Here is a 16,708-nt window from a genome sequence, read left to right as displayed (position 1 = left end):
CCAGAACAGGAATCCTCCGGTGTCCCAGTCCATTCCCAGCTTCGCCGTCACCCGTTCGGACCACCCGCGCAGCGCTGAAGAGCGCGCCAAGATCCTGGAGAAGCCGGGCTTCGGCCTGCACTTCACCGATCACATGGTGGAAGTGCGCTGGGACAAGGATGCCGGCTGGCACAACGCCAACGTGCGTGCCTACGGCCCGCTGCAGCTGGACCCGGCCGCCGCCGTGCTGCACTACGGCCAGGAAATCTTCGAAGGCATCAAGGCCTACCGCCACGCCGACGGTTCGATCTGGACCTTCCGCCCGGATGCCAATGGCCGTCGCCTGCAGCGTTCGGCGCAGCGCCTGGCGCTGCCGGAACTGCCGGTGGAGATCTTCGTCGAATCGCTGAAGCAGCTGATCGCCGTCGACAGTGACTGGGTGCCGTCGGCCGACGAGTCGAGCCTGTACTTCCGTCCGTTCATGATCGGCGACGAAGCCTTCCTCGGCGTGCGCGGCGCACACAAGGCCGGCTACTACGTCATTGCCAGCCCGGCCGGCCCGTACTTCGCCAAGGGTGTCGCCCCGGTGTCGATCTGGCTGTCGACCGAGTACGCACGTGCGGCCAAGGGTGGCACCGGTGCCGCCAAGTGCGGTGGCAATTACGCCGCCTCGCTGCTGCCGCAGCAGAAGGCGCAGGCGCAGGGCTGCTCGCAGGTGCTGTTCCTGGACCCGGTCGAAGGCAAGTACCTGGAAGAACTGGGTGGCATGAACGTGTTCCTGGTCTACAAGGACGGCACGCTGGTCACTCCGGAACTGTCGGGCAGCATCCTCGAGGGCATCACCCGCGAGAGCATCCTGCAGCTGGCCCGCGACCGTGGCATGAAGGTCGAAGAGCGCAAGGTCAGCATCGACGAGTGGAAGGACGGTGTTGCCTCCGGTGCGATCAGCGAAGTGTTTGCCTGTGGCACCGCCGCGGTGGTCACCCCGATCGGCCAGCTGAAGGGCGAGGGCTTCTCGGTCGGCGACATCAACGCGCCGGCCGGCGAAGTGACCATGTCGCTGCGCAAGGAGCTGACCGACATCCAGTACGGCCGCCTGCCGGACCGCCACAACTGGCTGGTCAAGCTGGGCTGATCGCCTGCACTGAACTGTAGAGCCGGGCCCGCGCCCGGCTGCTTTTCTGGAAAGCCCGTCCTCGCGACGGGCTTTCTGCGTTATGGGCCTGGGGGTCAGATCCTTTTCTGGAGGAAAAGGGATCTGACCCCGCCGTCGGTGGACGCCGATGTCGGCAAAGTCATCGCAGGACACGTGACGACCCAGTCAGGTGTGTGCAGGACGCGAGAAAGTTCCTTCACCTTCACAAACCCTCGACCCGAAAAGTCTCAGATCAGACATTTCATCTTGCTGAAAAGACGCTGAAAATATTGTGGTGTCCGGTTCTGGCCATTAGCGTCATCTGCACGGCGGATCGATAGGGGGATCCGCTGACTCTCCGGACTTCGAACCTCGCCAACGCAAGCCAGCCCAGGGTTCGGGCCGGTGCTTCTGCCGATTCCGGCATTCACACCACTAGAAAGGGAAATACGATGTCCCAGGTAACGCAACCGCGTGTGCGTCGAGTGTGGGTGGTCCTTGGTGCGTCCGTACTGTCATCGCTGCTGCTGGCCACGCCTGCGCTGGCCGGTGACGTCCAGCTCAGCGGCCTGCAGTCTGCGCCGACGCACCAGCGCTTCATCGTGAAGTACCGCGACGGTAGTGCTCCGGTGGCCAACACCACGGCACTGGCCTCTTCGCTGAAGAGTGCCGCCGCCGGCCTGGCCAGCAGCCAGGGCCGCGCGCTGGGCCTGCAGGAGGTCCGCAAGCTGGCCATCGGCCCGACCCTGGTCAGGACCGACCGTCCGCTCGACCAGGCCGAATCCGAGCTGCTGATGCGCAAGCTCGCCGCCGATCCGAACGTCGAATACGTCGAAGTCGACCAGATCATGCGTGCGACGTTGACCCCGAACGACACCCGCTTCAGCGAACAGTGGGGCTTCGGCACCTCCAACGCGTCGATCAACGTGCAGCCGGCCTGGGACAAGGCCACCGGCACCGGCGTGGTGGTGGCCGTGATCGATACCGGCATCACCAACCATCCCGATCTCAATGCCAACATCCTGCCCGGCTATGACTTCATCAGCGACGCGGCGATGGCGCGCGATGGCGGTGGCCGCGACAGCAACCCGAACGACGAAGGCGACTGGTACGGCGCCAACGAGTGCGGCTCGGGCATCCCGGCCTCCAACTCCAGCTGGCACGGCACCCACGTCGCCGGCACCGTGGCGGCGGTGACCAACAACAGCACCGGCGTGGCCGGTACTGCGTTCAATGCCAAGGTCGTCCCGGTGCGCGTGCTCGGCAAGTGCGGCGGTTACACCTCCGACATCGCCGATGCGATCGTGTGGGCCTCGGGCGGTACCGTCAGTGGCGTGCCGGCCAATGCCAACCCGGCCGAAGTCATCAACATGTCGCTGGGTGGCGGCGGCACCTGCTCGGCCACCTACCAGAATGCGATCAACGGTGCGGTCAGCCGTGGTACCACCGTGGTGGTCGCCGCCGGCAACAGCAACACCAACGTGTCCTCGTCGGTGCCGGCCAACTGCGCGAACGTGATCGCGGTGGCGGCCACGACCTCGGCCGGTGCGCGTGCCAGCTTCTCCAACTATGGTGCCGGCATCGATATTTCCGGCCCGGGCCAGAGCATCCTGTCCACCCTCAACACCGGCACCACCACGCCGGGCAGCGCGACCTACGCGTCCTACAACGGCACCTCGATGGCGGCGCCGCATGTGGCCGGTGTGGTTGCACTGATGCAGTCGGTGGCGCCGAGCCCGCTGAGCCCCGCACAGGTGGAAAGCATCATCAAGAGCACCGCACGTCCGCTGCCGGGTGCCTGCTCGGGTGGCTGCGGCGCCGGCATCATCGACGCCAATGCGGCGGTGGCTGCGGCGATCAATGGCGGTGGCCCGAACCCGGGCGGCAATGTGCTGCAGAACAACGTGCCGGTGACCGGCCTGGGCGCCGCAACCGGTGCCGAGCTGAACTACACCGTCGCCGTGCCGGCCGGCAGCACCCAGCTGCGCGTGGCGATCAGTGGCGGCAGCGGTGATGCCGACCTGTACGTGCGCCAGGGCAGTGCCCCGACCGATACCACCTACACCTGCCGTCCGTACCTGAGCGGCAACAGCGAGACCTGCACCATCAACAGCCCTGCCGCCGGAACCTGGTATGTGCGGGTGAAGGCCTACAGCACCTTCTCGGGCCTGACCCTCAACGCCCAGTACTGAGCCCAAGACCCTCTCCAAGGGCACGCCCTGGCTTCGGCCGGGGCGTTTTTGTTTCTGTAGAGCCGAGCCTGCGCTCGGCTGCCCCGGCTTCGGACATTTGTGCCGCGCTCGCGCGCGGTTGCCGAGCATGGCTCGGCACTACAAGGGCCGCGCTGCGGATTCGGGTAGGTGCCGACCTTGGTCGGCACGCTTTTCCTCAGACCGACTCGAAGCGGTTCGCGGCCACGTTCTTGCGCACGTGCTGCGGGTCGAAAATCCGCCCGTTCATCGCAATGTACACGCCGCTCGGCAGCGACTGGACCGCGCCGATCGCACAGCCGATGTTGAACTCGGCATCCGAGCCGCGGAAGCGCGCCGGGCTCAGCGCGCCGGTCATCACGATGGTCTTGTCCGGGATCGTTGCCAGCACCTTGCCGGTCTGCACCATCGAATCGGTGCCGTGGGTCACCAGCACGTGCCGGGTCGGCTGCGCAGCGATGGTGGCGCGGATCAGCTCGCGGTCCTCATCGTTGATGTGCAGCGAATCCTTGCGCAGGATCGGAATCACGTTGAAGCGGAACGTCACGCCCAGCTCGCGCAGGATCATGCCGATCTGCGGATCGCCGATCTGGTAGTCCGACTTGTCGTCGAAGTAGATCTTGTCGATCGTGCCACCGGTGGTGACGACCAGGAGCTCTTCCATCATGTGCATGCGCGAAACCAGGACAGGTACTGCGGCGCGGGGCCAGGAATGCAGATGATACGGCCCAGCGGGCGCAGCGTCAGCGTCGCTTGCCGAAGCGGGCGCGCAGGCCGGGCAGACTGGCGCTGAAGATCACCAGCAGCGCCAGCGCGATCTCGATCAGCGCCAGCCAGCGCGTTTCCGGGTGGCTCCAGGCGCTCATCACGCCGTGGCTGAACCAGCCCAGCGCCAGCACCGAGGCCCAGAATCCGGCCTTGCGCCAGCCCAGGCGCACGGCGATGGCCAGCACCAGCGGTGGTGCGGTGAACACCAGTTGGGTCGCCAGCCAGTGCTTGTCGTTGATGAACCAACCCGCGAACAGGGCGGCCAGCCCCATCAGGGCCAGCAGCAGGACCGTGCGCGGCGCGCGGTTCATCGCGCCAACCGCTGCGCGATGTCGGCCACCCGGCGCCCCAGCGCGCGCGCCAGCACCGCTTCGTCGTCGGTCGGCTGCGGGTCGTCGGCGGCACCGGCCACATGGCTGGCGCCGTAGGGGGTACCGCCACTGGTGGTATGGCTCAGCGCCGGCTCGGTGAACGGGATGCCGACGATCACGCAGCCATGGTGCAGCAGCGGCACCTGCATCGACAGCAGGGTCGATTCCTGCCCGCCGTGCATCGAGGCGGTCGAGGTGAACACGCCGGCCGGCTTGCCGGACAGGGTGCCGTTGACCCATTCGGCGCCCAGCCCATCCAGGAAGTGCTTCACCGGTGCGGCCATGTTGCCGAAGCGGGTTGGGCTGCCGAGCAGCAGGCCCTGGCATTCGACCAGGTCCTGCACGCTTACGTAGGGGGCGCCATCGTCGGGCACCGGCGGCTGCGCGGTCTGGGTCACTGCGGCCACCGGCGGCACCGTGCGCAGGCGCGCGGCCATGCCCGGCACTTCGCCGATGCCCCGCGCGATCTGGCGCGCCAGCCGTGCCACCGAACCGCCCCGGCTGTAGTACAGCACCAGAATCTCGCCCATCGTGCCCGCTTCTCCTCGTCGTGTGGCCACCAGTATGGCTATCCTGCGAGCATTCCGCATCGGGTACCCTTTCGCCGATGGAACCTTTGGATACGCTCAACCTGTGGATGGAGCGCGCGCGGGATCGCGCACGGGCCATCAGTTTCGGCCGCTTCCTGTGGCATCGCTTCCTCGACGACCGCCTGTTCCAGGCAGCGGCGGCGCTGGCGTACACCACGGTGTTCGCGCTGGTGCCGCTGGCCATCGTGGTATTCGGTGTGCTGTCGGCCTTCCCCGTCTTCGACCGCTGGAGCGATCAGCTCAGCGACTACGTGTTTTCCAACTTCGTGCCCTCCGCTGCGCGTGCGGCCGAGGGCTACCTGCGGCAGTTCTCGGCCAGTGCCGGCCAGCTGACGGCAGCCGGCTTCATCGCACTGGTGGCATCACTGCTGATCACGCTCAACAGCGTGGAAGAGACCTTCAACCAGATCTGGCGGGTCGGCTCGACCCGGCCCAAGCTGACCCGCTTCCTGGTCTACTGGACCGTACTGACCCTGGGCGCGATGCTCGCCGCCGCATCGCTGGCTGTATCGGCCAGGGTGTTCGCGATGCCGTTGTTCGGTACCCAGGAAGGCCGCTGGTTGGCCGAACTGGCGCTGCGGCTGGCCCCGATCCTGATCGAGTTCGTCTGCATCACGCTGATGTTCCGGGTGGTGCCGCACCACACGGTGAAATGGCGGCATGCAGTACCCGGCGCGATCCTGGCCGCGGTCATCCTTGAACTGGTGAAGTGGGGCATCGGCGCTTATCTGGGCAGCTTCCAGTCCTACCAGAAGCTGTACGGCACGGTGGCCTTCGTGCCGATCCTGCTGCTGTGGATCTACCTGTGCTGGGTGGCGGTGCTGCTGGGTGCGTCACTGGCCTCATCGATGGCCGCCTTCCGCTACCAGCCGGTTGAACTGCGCCTGCCGCAGGGGTACGAGTTCTACGGGCTGCTGCGCCTGCTCGGTCGCTTCCACTATGCCCGTGCCAAGGGCAAGGGCCTGGCCGACGATGAAATCCTGCGGCTGGAACCGTTGCTGACCGACTCCCTGCTGCAGGATCTGGCCTGCAACCTGCAGGAGATCGGCCTGCTGCGCCGCGATGAGCGCGGCGAGTGGCTGCTGGCGCGTGACCTGGACCAGGTCAGCCTGGCCGATCTGTACGAATGCACCCAACTGCGCATTCCGGTGGCCGAGCAGCACCTGCCATACCGCGATGACAGCCTGGGCCGTGCCGCACTGGCGGCGCTGGACGATCTGCGACTGCCCCTGCGCGAACGCCTGAAGCGCAAGGTCAGTGATATCTATACCGAATCTGGAGACCTGCCATGACCCGCAAGACGCCGTTGCCGCTGCTGCTCCCGTTGACCCTGCTGCTGGCCCTGGCGGCCTGCAAGCCGGCCCAGGAGCCGGCGCCGGCCAGCAGCCAGCCGCCGGCGCAGGCACCGACGCCGAGTGCACCTGCACCGGTCGAGGAGACGCCGGCCGAGCGCACCACCGCCGAGTTCCCGACGCTGAAGATGAAGACGGTGGATGGCAGCGACTACGACCTGGCCGCGCACCGTGGCAAGTGGGTGGTGGTGAATTTCTGGGCCACCTGGTGCGCACCGTGCCGCAAGGAGATGCCTGAGCTGTCGGCGCTGCATGCGATGCGCAGCAACATCGAGGTGGTCGGCCTGGCCTATGAGGACATCGAAGTGCCGGAGATGCAGTCGTTCCTGACCAAGCACCCGGTCACCTATCCGATCGTGATCGTGGACCCGTTCGATCCGCCGGCGGACTTCGCCACCCCCCGTGGCCTGCCGTTGACGCATCTGCTGGATCCGCAGGGCAAGCTGGCACACACCTTCCTGGGCCCGGTGACTGCCGCCGACATCGAAAAGCAGATCGCGGCTGCCAAGTAGGGGGGCTCGGCAGGGCTGCACCCCGCACTCCGACACCGCCCCACCTCTGACATATTCCTGCGATCTGGTAGATCCACGCCATGCGTGGATGAATTTCCATTGAAATCGAATATCTCGATATCGGAACGCTCTGAGCCGAGCATGGCTCGGCTCTACAGAAGGCGGGCAGATCGCAGAAATCTGTCGAAGGCGGGGTGGGTCCGGTTGCGGGGGCGTGAGCGCCATGGATGGCGCGACCGAGCCTCCATGGATGGATTCACGGCGTCCCCCGCAACCGGACCCATCCCGCCTACCCACAGGAAACCCGCTCCTGCTTCGGCTGTTGCTGTTGCCTTGGATCGTAGCGGGTGCAGGGCCGCAGGCCCTGCCGAACACCCCTAATCCTCGACCGGGAACTCTTCGATCGGCTTCAGCACATCGTAGTGCTCGCGATGCAGCTTGCCTTTCAGCTTCGGCAACTCCGGCAGCGGCGCATCCACCCGCGTGTCCGGCAACCGGTCCAGCAGGTTGCGCACCAGCGTCAGCCGGCCCAGCCGCTGGTCGTTGAAATCCACCAGCGTCCACGGTGCCGCTTCGCGATGGGTCGCGCGCAGCATCGCCTCGCGGGCTTCGGTGTAGGCGCTGTACTTGCTGCGCGATTTCAGGTCGACCGGGGAGAGCTTCCAGCCCTTCAGGGGATCGAGGTGGCGTTCGGCGAAGCGCTTTTCCTGCTGCTCCTGGTCCACGCACAGCCAGTACTTGAACAGCAGGATGCCATCATCCACCAGCAGCTGTTCGAACACCGGTGCCTGGCGCAGGAACTGCTGGTACTCGGTCTCGCTGCAATAGCCCATCACCCGTTCGACACCGGCGCGGTTGTACCAGCTGCGGTCCATCAGCACGATCTCGCCGGCGGCGGGAAGATGCGAGGCGTAACGCTGGAAGTACCACTGCGTGGCTTCACGGTCGGTGGGCTTGGGCAACGCCACCACCCGGCATTGGCGCGGGTTGAGATGCTGGCTGATGGCCTGGATCGCGCCGCCCTTGCCTGCCGTATCCCGGCCTTCGAACAGCACCAGCAGCCGTTGCCCGCTGTGCTGCACCCAACGCGCCATTGCGGTCAGTTCCAGCTGCAGCGGCAGCAGCAGTTCGTCGTAATCCTTGCGCTTGAGCTTGGCCATCGTCACACCACGCGGGGAGGAAGCCCGAGCGTAACGCAGGGGTCGCTCAGGTGTTGTCGACGCCCTGCCAGCCCTGTTCGCCGGCCAGCCGCTGCAGCAGCGCCGACAGGTCGCGGGCAAACCCGGCCATGTCGAACAGTCCGCTGTGGTCGCGCGCCTGCACCAGCTCGGCACGCAGCGCGGCCAGTGCCGCAGGGTCATTGCCCAGCGCGCTGGCGGTGGCGATGAACGCCGCATCGTCGGCGACATTCATCCGTGCCAGCCCCAGATGGTGATTGAGGCTGCCGGCCACGCGCGCGGCGAAGGTGTCGCCCGGGCAGGTCAGTACCGGGCAGCCGGCCCACAGCGCGTCGGAAGCGGTGGTGTGCGCGTTGTAGGGATGGGTGTCGAGGAACAGGTCGGCCAGCTGGTACCGCGCCAGGTACTGCGGATGCGGCAGTTTGGCCATGAATACCAGTCGTGCCGGGTCCAGGCCGGCGGCCTGCGCGGCGGTGCGCAGGCGAGCGTCTGCCTTGCCGGGGCCGGACAGCAGCCACAGCACGCTGCCGGGCACGGCCTGCAGCACTGCGAAGGCGCGGCCCATGCTGCGCGGGTTGAGCTTGTAGCTGTTGTTGAAGCAGCAGAACACCACGCCGTGCCCGGGTAGGCCGCACTCGGCACGGGACGGGGCCGGCTCCAGCGCGCGGGTGTTGTCCGAGGGCTGGAAGGCACGTGGCAGGCGCAGGACGCGTTCGCTGAAGTGGGGTTCCAGCGATGGCGGCAGCACGAATTCGTCGGCGACCACGGCATCCAGCCAACGCGCGCCGGATGTGCCGGGATAGGCCAGCCAGTTCAGCTGCAGCGGGGCAGGGCGCATTGCCAGCACCTCGGGCGTGCCACCGCCGCCCCAGCCGCGCAGGTCGAACAGCAGGTCAATGCCCTGTGCGCGGATGCGGGCCGCGATGTCGGCATGCCGTAGTGCGGCCACATCGTGCAACCGGGTTGTGGCCTGCAGGCGTTCGCGGATGCGGCTGCCATCGGCGCGGTTCAGCGCGAACAGGTGCAGCTGCAGCGCCGGGTCATGACGCAGGTGTTCGAACAGGGCCACGGTCAGCAGCCCGGTGGGGTGGGCGCCGAAGCCATTGGAGAGGAAGCCGACGCGCAACGGGCCATGCCCGCGAACCTTCACTGCAGGAAGGGGGCGCACCGCCGAGGCCACGACTGCGGCGCGCGCACGTGCGCAGGCCAACTGCTCGGCAGCGCTGGCGTCTTCGCTGAGGAAGGCGAACGGTTCCACTGCGCCTTGCCCGGCGGCGAGCGCCGCGCGTACCTGCGTGGCCAGCGTGTCCACGTCCTGCCAGTCGCACAGGCGGCGCTGCCAGGCCAGGCGCTGCGCGGCGATGTAGGGTTCGCCCGGCATCAGCGCATGCGCGCGGCGATAGGCCGCTGCAGCGCCTTCGGCATCGTCGGCATCTTCCAGGGCATGGCCCAGCCACAGCGCGATGCCCGGGTGCTGCGGGGCCAGTGCCGAGGCCTGGCCGAGCAGCTTCGCGGCGTCGGCATGCGCGCCGGCCATCCAGGCCACGCGACCCAGCCGTGCCAGGGCTTCGGGGTGATTCGGGCGCAGCTGCAGCGCACGCCGTGCGGCCTGCTCGCCGGCGGCGATGTCGCCGGCTTCCAGTTCCAGGTCGGCCAGCATCACCCAGGCGACGAAATCGCCGGGCTGGCGTGCGATCGCCTGCTGCAGGTGCTGCCGCTGCTGCCAGGCCGACATCGCGCTCAGCCCGCCGACAGCTGGGCCAGGGCGTCGACCTGGTGTTCGTGGCTGAGCCGCTGCAGCAGCGGGTCGAGGTCGCCGGCCAGGATGTTGGGCAGGTCGTACAGGGTCAGGCCTTCCACGCGGTGGTCGGTGATCCGGCCCTGCGGGAAGTTGTAGGTGCGGATGCGCTGGCTGCGGTCGCCGCTGCCGACCTGCAGGCGCCGCGATTCGGCCTGCGCCGCGTCCTGGCGCTGGCGCTCGGCATCGAGCAGCTGCGCCTTCAGGCGCTTCATCGCCTTGTCGCGGTTGGCGTGCTGGCTGCGCTCGGTCTGACACTCCACCACGACGCCGGTCGGCACGTGGGTGATGCGGATGGCCGATTCGGTCTTGTTGACGTGCTGGCCGCCGGCACCGGACGAGCGGAAGGTATCCACCTTCAGGTCGGCCGGGTTGATGACGATGTCATCGACTTCGTCGGCCTCGGGAATGATCGCCACGGTGGCCGCCGAGGTGTGGATGCGGCCCTGCGATTCGGTGGCCGGTACACGCTGCACGCGATGCGTGCCCGATTCGAACTTCAGGCGCGAGAACGCACCACGACCGACCACGCGTGCCACCACTTCCTTGTAGCCGCCATGCTCACCGGGGTTGTCCGATTCGATCTCGACCTTCCAGCCCTGGCGCTCGGCATAGCGGGCGTACATGCGGAACAGATCGCCGGCAAAGATCGCGGCTTCGTCGCCGCCGGTACCGGCGCGTACCTCCAGGAACAGGTTGCCTTCGTCGCGCGGATCGCGTGGGACCAGTAGCAGGGCCAGTTCTTCTTCCAGCTCCTGCAGGCGCGCCTGCGCCGCGGCGATTTCCTCATCGGCCAGTTCGCGCAGGTCGGGGTCGGCGCGCATGCCTTCGGCGGCGGCCAGGTCGGCCTTGGCACGGGCTTCATCGGCGAGTGCAGCAGCGACCGGTTCAAGTTGGGCGAATTCGCGCGAAAGGTCGCGGAAACGGGTGTTGTCGGCGACCACATCGGGTTCGGCGAGCAGGCGTTCCAGTTCTTCGCGGCGCTCGGCCAGCGCTTCCAGCTTACGGCGCAGGGTCGGCGTCATCGGGTCTCACGGGTGGGTGGCGGTAACCCGGCGTGGCCGGGAACAGGCGCTCGGCGGCGCGGGTCAGGTCGGCATCGCCACTCAGCGCGGCGGCGCGCAGTGCGGCGGTCGGCGGATGCAGCAGGCGGTTGGTCAGGCCATGGGCCAGCAGTTCCAGCACTTCGTCGGCGGGCTTGCCGTTGGCCAGCTGCTGTCGCGCGCGCTCCAGCAGCTCGGCGCGGGTGGCTTCGCCGAACGCGCGCAGCTGCCGCAGCGGTGCCTGGTGGGCACTGGCCTGCTGGGTCTCGACGAAGCGCGATACCTGCAGGTCGATGATCGCCTCGGCCTCGGCGGCGGCCTCGCGGCGGCCACGGCGGTTGTCTTCCACCGCGCGTTCCAGGTCGTCGACGGTATACAGGAAGGCATCGTTGAGCGTGCCGACCTCGGCTTCGATGTCGCGTGGAACGGCCAGGTCGAACAGCAGCATCGGCTTGTGCCGGCGTGCACGAAGGGCCTTGGCCACCATCTCGCGATGGATCACCGGCTCGCGCGCGGCGGTGGCCGAAAACACCACGTCGGCCTCGCCGAGGTGGCGGTCCAGCTCGGTCAGCGGCAGGGCCACGCCGCCATGGCGGCTGGCCAGTTCCTGCGCATGGGCGAGGGTACGGTTGGCGATCAGCAGCCGCCGCACCTTGCCTTCACTCAGGTGGCGCGCGGCCAGCTCGATGGTCTCGCCGGCACCGACCAGCAGCACGGTGGAGTCATCCAGGCGTGCGAACGCGTTCTGCGCCAGGCGCACCGCAGCCGAGGCCACCGACACCGGATTGGCACCGACCTGGGTATCGGTACGCGCACGCTTGGCCACCGAGAAGGTCTGCTGGAACAGGCGGTCCAGGCGCTGGCCGAGCAGGCCATGGTCGCGTGCGGTCGACCAGGCGTCCTTCACCTGGCCGAGAATCTGCGGTTCGCCCAGCACCATCGAGTCCAGCCCGGTGGCGACCCGGAACAGGTGGCGTACGGCCTCGGCGTCGGCATGCTGGTACAGATAGCCCTGCAGGTCGCCTGCCTGGCTGTGCAGCCACTGGTCCAGCGCCTGTGCCGACTCAGCCACGGCGTACAACTCGGTGCGGTTGCAGGTGGACAGCAGGACCGCCTCGGCGATCTGCGGGGTATCGCGCAGCGAGCCGAGCGCACGCGGCAACGCCTCACCGGCGAAGGCCGCGCGCTCGCGCAGCTCCACCGGTGCGGTCTGGTGATTCAGTCCGAGCACCCACAGGGTCATTGTTCAGTTGCTTGCGATAAGCTGCTGGCCATTGGACGACATTTTAAGGCCCCGATGCCGACGATGCCCGCATTGATTCGCATCCCCAGTGTTCTGCTGCTGTCCCTGGCCTGTGCCCAGGCCCTGGCGGCGGTGCCGGCCAAGGCCCCCGTACGGGCCGCGGCCACTGAGGAACTGGCGCTGGAACCGGTGATGGCCGGTGAATTCGCCCTACAGGCTGGCAAGCTGGCCGAGGCTGCGCGCTGGTACCTGCAGGCCGCGCAGCAGACCGACGGTGATGCCGGCCTGGCCGAGCGCGCGACCCGTATTTCCATGCTCGCCAATGATGACGCCAGCGCCGCCAAGGGCCTGGCCCTGTGGCAGCAGCGCGCCCCGCGCTCGTTGACCATGCGCAGCGCCGCCGGTGCGCTGGCCATGCGCCAGGGCGATGTGAAGGCCGCCCGCAGCGAGCTGCAGGCCTTGCTGGCCGACCCCGACGAGCGCGGCTGGAAGTTCGCCCTGGCCGCGCTGATCGGCGGTGGCCGCGACCCGGCGGTGCCGGCGCAGGTGCTCGGCGAGCTGGTCGATGCCAATGCGATTCCACCGAAGATCGAGGCCTGGCAGGAGTTCGGCCGTCTCGCCCTGCGCATGGACAAGCCCGAACTGGCGCGGCGCATGATCGATGAAGTGGTCAAGCGCTTCCCCGAAGAGCCGCGCGTGGCATTGCTGCGTGCCAGCCAGCTGCAGCAGGCTGGCGAGACCGACAAGGCGTTGTCGCTGCTGCACGATGTCGAGCCGAAGACCCGCCAGGACCCCGAGCTGCGCAATGCGGTGGCCATCGCCTACGACAGCCTGGGGCAGCCGGCTGCGGCCGAGCGCGTACTGGCGTTCGGCCCGCAGGATGTGCAGACCTGGGGCATGCGCGCCTCGCTGCTGGCCAAGCAGGGCGACAAGGCGGCGCTGTCCAACCTGTACAACGAACTGTCGCGGCAGGCGGCCAAGCCGGACCCGGCGCAGCGCCTGTTGCTGGGCAAGATCGCCGAATACCTGAAGCGCTATCCCGAGGCGGTGCAGTGGTACCACAGCGTGCCCGGCGGCGATGAGTTGAGCGAGGCACGCCTGCGTGCGGCCAATGCCCAGGCCCTGGCCGGGCGCCTGCCGCAGGCACTGGATGAAGTGCATGCGATCCAGTCCGACGCGGTGGTTGATGATGATGTGCGCCGTGACGCCTATCTGCTGGAGGCCGAGCTGCGCCAGCGCGGTGAAGACAGCGCTGGCGAACTGGATGCATTGGCCCGCGGCCTGGCCGCCTACCCGGATGACAATGGCCTGCTGTACGCCCGTGCGCTCACCTGGGAGCGCCGCGACGATATTCCGCGCGCCGAGGCCGACCTGCGCAAGATCCTGGTGACCGACCCGGAAAACGTGCCGGCCCTGAACGCGCTGGGCTACACCCTGGCCGACCGCACCGGCCGCTTGCAGGAGGCGCTGGAGCTGATCGACCGCGCCCGCGTGGCCGAGCCGGACAACGCGGCCATCGTCGACAGCTATGGCTGGGTGCTGTATCGCCTGGGCCGCAAGGAGGAAGCGCTGGTGCAGCTGCGCCGGGCCTGGACCCTGGCCAAGGATCCGGAGATCGCCGCCCATGTCGGCGAAGTGCTGTGGGTGCTGGGCAAGCATGACGAGGCTCGCCACTTCTTCGACGAAGCAGCCAAGCTCGACCCTGAAAACCGCGCGCTGCTGCGCGCCCGCGAGAAATTCAATCCATGAGTGTTTCCCTGATCCGGCCGCTGCTGTTGGCGGCCGCGACCCTGGCGGTGACCGCCTGTACCAGCGTGGGCACGCAGAAGACCCCGCCACCGGCGGTGGTCGAGACGGTCTCGGCCGAAGCGGCGCAGGCCGAAGCGGCGCGCGTGGCGGCGCTGCATGCACAGCCGGACTGGGCCTTCCAGGGGCGGGTGGCGGTCAGCAAGGGCAAGGACGGCGGCAGTGGTCGCATCGACTGGAAGCAGGAAGGCCGCCGCTATCAGGTGGAGCTGAGCGCGCCGGTGACCCGGCAGAGCTGGAAGCTGACCGGCGATACCCATTCCGAAGCCGGGCGCCTGGAGGGGCTGGCCGGTGGCACCCGCGACGGCGAGGATGCCCAGCAGCTGCTGCTGGAGGCGACCGGCTGGGACATTCCGGTCAACCAGCTGCCGGAGTGGATCCGCGGGCTGGTGGCCGGTGACGCCGCCGGCCCCGAGACGGTCGAACGCGACGGGGAAGGCCGGCCGCGCCGCATGCAGCAGATGGGCTGGCAGGTGCAGTACCTGGACTGGTATCCGGCCGATGCCGGCCGGCCGGCGCTGCCGCGCCGGATCGAGGCCAGCAATGGTGACGCCAAGGTGCGCCTGCTGGTGGACCAGTGGGGGCAGGGCACCCCATGAGTGGGGTGGTCGACGACGCGGGCTGGTCGTGGTGGCCGGCCCCGGCCAAGCTGAACCTGTTCCTGCACATCACTGGCCGCCGCGCCGACGGCTACCACGAGCTGCAGACCGTATTCCGCCTGCTGGACTGGGGTGACCGCATCGGCCTGCGCCTGCGTGAAGACGGCCAGGTGCATCGGCAGGGCGAGGGTCTGGCCGGTGTGGCCGAGGCGGATGACCTGGCGGTGCGTGCCGCGCGCCTGCTCAAGGAAGTGGCGAATATCGCGCAAGGTGCGGACATCATCGTTGAAAAGCATGTGTCTGCCGGCGGTGGCTTCGGCGGAGGTTCGTCCGATGCCGCCACCGTGCTGGTGGTGCTGAACCGGCTCTGGCGGGCGGGTCTGGACGAGGACGCCCTGGCCGCGCTGGGCCTGCGCCTGGGCGCCGACGTGCCGGTGTTCGTGCGAGGCCGCAATGCCTGGGCCGAAGGGGTGGGCGAGCGCCTGCAGCCGATCACGCTGGCGCCGGCCTGGTATGTGGTGGTTGAACCGGGTGTTCATGTTCCCACGCCGGTCCTCTTTGCAGACCCGGATTTGACGCGCGACAGCCCAGTGGCGAAAATAGAGGACTTCGCTTCCGGGACCCTGGTCGGGAACGCGTTCGAACCGGTGCTGCGCCGCCGCGAGCCTGCCGTCAAGGCGGCGCTTGCCGCGTTGAGCGACATCGGCGCGGCGCGGCTGACCGGTTCGGGAAGTGGTTGTTTCGTCGAGTTCGCGTCGCAGTCTGCTGCAGAGCAGGGACGGTCGAAATTGCCGAAGGAGTTGCGGGCAAGGGTGGCAGCGGGCGTTGCGCGTTCGCCACTGCTGGATGCACTCGAGCAACACTGATTTATCAATGCAGGGGCGTCGCCAAGAGGCCCAAGGCACCAGGTTTTGATCCTGGCATTCGTAGGTTCGAATCCTACCGCCCCTGCCAATAGCGGCTGTGTCCGCGCCTTTCAGCGCATCGCCTGCGCGGGACGTGGAAACAACCGCGGTGTTGTCAGCAGCAAGGGTCCATCGGGTCCTTGCCGACCCCGGATCCCCGCCACTCGTCCCCGCCCGAGACAATCATGATGCAAGAGTCCCCGAACCTGCTGGTCTTTTCCGGCAACGCCAACAAACGTCTGGCGCAGAACATCTGCAAGGAACTGGGGGTCCGCCCGGGCAAGGCGCTGGTCTCGCACTTCTCCGATGGTGAAGTGCAGGTGGAAATCGAAGAAAACGTCCGCAAGCAGGACGTGTTCGTGATCCAGCCGACCTGTGCGCCGAGCGCGGAGAACCTGATGGAACTGCTGGTGCTGATCGACGCGCTCAAGCGCGCATCGGTGGCCAGCGTGACCGCCGTGGTGCCGTACTTCGGCTACTCGCGCCAGGATCGCCGCATGCGTTCCTCGCGCGTGCCGATCACCGCCAAGCTGGCGGCCAAGATGTTCAGCACCGCTGGCGCTGATCGCGTGCTGACCGTCGACCTGCACGCCGACCAGATCCAGGGCTTCTTCGATATTCCGGTCGACAACGTGTACGCCTCTCCGCTGCTGCTGGCCGACATCTGGCGCGCCTACGGCACCGAGAACCTGATCGTCGTCTCGCCGGACGTGGGCGGCGTGGTCCGCGCCCGTGCGGTGGCCAAGCGCCTGGATGACGCCGATCTGGCGATCATCGACAAGCGCCGCCCGCGCGCCAACGTCTCCACCGTGATGAACATCATCGGTGACGTCGAAGGCAAGACCTGCGTGATGGTCGATGACATCGTCGATACCGCCGGCACCCTGTGCGCCGCCGCGGCTGCCCTCAAGGCACGTGGTGCGCTGAAGGTCGCCGCCTACTGCACCCACGCGGTGCTGTCGGGCCCGGCGGTGGACAACATCACCAATTCCCAGCTCGACGAGCTGGTGGTGACCGACACCATCCCGCTGAAGGACGCCGCGCGGGTGTGCAGCAAGATCCGCCAGCTGAGCGTGGCGGAAATGCTGGCCGAAACGATGCGCCGCATCGCCTTCGGCGAATCGGTCAGCTCGCTGTACGTCGACTGAGTTTTTCGCCCCTGCCGGCAACGGTGGGGGCATACCCCGGATGCTTCTGGTCGCGGAAGCATCTTCAACCG

At 67.9% G+C, this 16,708-nt stretch carries 15 protein-coding genes and 1 tRNA gene; 9 read left to right on the top strand and 7 right to left on the bottom strand.

Translation table 11 applies throughout. From position 1 onward, the window contains the following. Positions 1-19 precede the first annotated feature (19 nt). The gene (locus B9Y64_RS04020; protein ID WP_005412326.1) at positions 20-1,114 is read left to right on the top strand and encodes a branched-chain amino acid aminotransferase; all 1,095 of its coding nucleotides are present in this window, start codon (positions 20-22) and stop codon (positions 1,112-1,114) included. A gap of 452 nt (positions 1,115-1,566) precedes the next feature. Further along, on the top strand, positions 1,567-3,306 hold the full coding sequence (locus B9Y64_RS04015; protein WP_100439562.1) for a S8 family peptidase: 1,740 nt from the start codon (positions 1,567-1,569) through the stop codon (positions 3,304-3,306). A 196-nt stretch (positions 3,307-3,502) separates the two neighbouring features. Here the strand turns inward: B9Y64_RS04015 and B9Y64_RS04010 are convergent, their stop codons facing one another. The 3 genes from B9Y64_RS04010 to wrbA form a co-directional block, all read right to left on the bottom strand. Next, positions 3,503-3,988: an asparaginase domain-containing protein gene (locus B9Y64_RS04010; protein WP_010481766.1), complete on the bottom strand. Its 486-nt coding sequence runs from the start codon at positions 3,986-3,988 to the stop codon at positions 3,503-3,505. A 79-nt stretch (positions 3,989-4,067) separates the two neighbouring features. Then, entirely contained in the window at positions 4,068-4,403 is a 336-nt protein-coding gene (locus B9Y64_RS04005) for a DUF2069 domain-containing protein (protein ID WP_100439561.1), read from the bottom strand. Next, complete coding sequence (gene wrbA, locus B9Y64_RS04000) at positions 4,400-4,993, bottom strand: NAD(P)H:quinone oxidoreductase (RefSeq protein WP_046985222.1); 594 nt, start codon at positions 4,991-4,993, stop codon at positions 4,400-4,402. Before wrbA ends, B9Y64_RS04005 begins: the two co-directional genes overlap by 4 nt. 77 nt (positions 4,994-5,070) lie before the next feature. Between wrbA and B9Y64_RS03995 the strand changes: the two genes are divergently transcribed. Further along, a complete protein-coding gene (locus B9Y64_RS03995; protein WP_100439560.1) occupies positions 5,071-6,345 on the top strand; it encodes a YihY family inner membrane protein in 1,275 nt (424 codons plus the stop codon). Next, positions 6,342-6,917: a TlpA family protein disulfide reductase gene (locus B9Y64_RS03990; RefSeq protein WP_100439559.1), complete on the top strand. Its 576-nt coding sequence runs from the start codon at positions 6,342-6,344 to the stop codon at positions 6,915-6,917. The genes B9Y64_RS03995 and B9Y64_RS03990 overlap by 4 nt, the downstream gene beginning before the upstream one ends. 377 nt (positions 6,918-7,294) lie before the next feature. Here B9Y64_RS03990 and ppk2 read toward each other — a convergent pair whose 3' ends face one another. From ppk2 to hemA, 4 genes are read right to left on the bottom strand one after another with little or no spacing between them, the layout of a single operon-like run. Continuing rightward, positions 7,295-8,077 (bottom strand): polyphosphate kinase 2, encoded by a 783-nt coding sequence (ppk2, locus tag B9Y64_RS03985; protein WP_100439558.1) that lies wholly within the window; start codon positions 8,075-8,077, stop codon positions 7,295-7,297. Between the two features lie 46 nt (positions 8,078-8,123). Continuing rightward, complete coding sequence (locus tag B9Y64_RS03980) at positions 8,124-9,830, bottom strand: tetratricopeptide repeat protein (RefSeq protein ID WP_100439557.1); 1,707 nt, start codon at positions 9,828-9,830, stop codon at positions 8,124-8,126. A gap of 5 nt (positions 9,831-9,835) precedes the next feature. Continuing rightward, a complete protein-coding gene (gene prfA / locus B9Y64_RS03975; RefSeq protein WP_087921617.1) occupies positions 9,836-10,918 on the bottom strand; it encodes a peptide chain release factor 1 in 1,083 nt (360 codons plus the stop codon). Continuing rightward, complete coding sequence (gene hemA, locus B9Y64_RS03970) at positions 10,896-12,179, bottom strand: glutamyl-tRNA reductase (protein ID WP_032130429.1); 1,284 nt, start codon at positions 12,177-12,179, stop codon at positions 10,896-10,898. Before hemA ends, prfA begins: the two co-directional genes overlap by 23 nt. Before the next feature lie 63 nt (positions 12,180-12,242). Between hemA and B9Y64_RS03965 the strand changes: the two genes are divergently transcribed. From B9Y64_RS03965 to B9Y64_RS03945, 5 genes are all read left to right on the top strand, one after another. Further along, positions 12,243-13,928 (top strand): tetratricopeptide repeat protein, encoded by a 1,686-nt coding sequence (locus tag B9Y64_RS03965; protein WP_202909037.1) that lies wholly within the window; start codon positions 12,243-12,245, stop codon positions 13,926-13,928. Continuing rightward, entirely contained in the window at positions 13,925-14,584 is a 660-nt protein-coding gene (lolB, locus tag B9Y64_RS03960; protein WP_100439555.1) for a lipoprotein insertase outer membrane protein LolB, read from the top strand. The genes B9Y64_RS03965 and lolB overlap by 4 nt, the downstream gene beginning before the upstream one ends. Then, positions 14,581-15,450 (top strand): 4-(cytidine 5'-diphospho)-2-C-methyl-D-erythritol kinase, encoded by an 870-nt coding sequence (gene ispE / locus B9Y64_RS03955; protein ID WP_100439554.1) that lies wholly within the window; start codon positions 14,581-14,583, stop codon positions 15,448-15,450. Before lolB ends, ispE begins: the two co-directional genes overlap by 4 nt. An 11-nt stretch (positions 15,451-15,461) precedes the next feature. Beyond that, a tRNA-Gln gene (locus tag B9Y64_RS03950) sits at positions 15,462-15,538 on the top strand. A gap of 139 nt (positions 15,539-15,677) precedes the next feature. Then, complete coding sequence (locus B9Y64_RS03945) at positions 15,678-16,637, top strand: ribose-phosphate diphosphokinase (protein ID WP_005415400.1); 960 nt, start codon at positions 15,678-15,680, stop codon at positions 16,635-16,637. The last annotated feature ends 71 nt before the right edge of the window (positions 16,638-16,708 follow it).

This window comes from Stenotrophomonas maltophilia (assembly GCF_002799245.1).
In the GTDB taxonomy this organism is placed as follows: Bacteria; Pseudomonadota; Gammaproteobacteria; order Xanthomonadales; family Xanthomonadaceae; genus Stenotrophomonas; species Stenotrophomonas maltophilia_S.
This window is presented reverse-complemented; position numbering and strand designations above follow the sequence as displayed.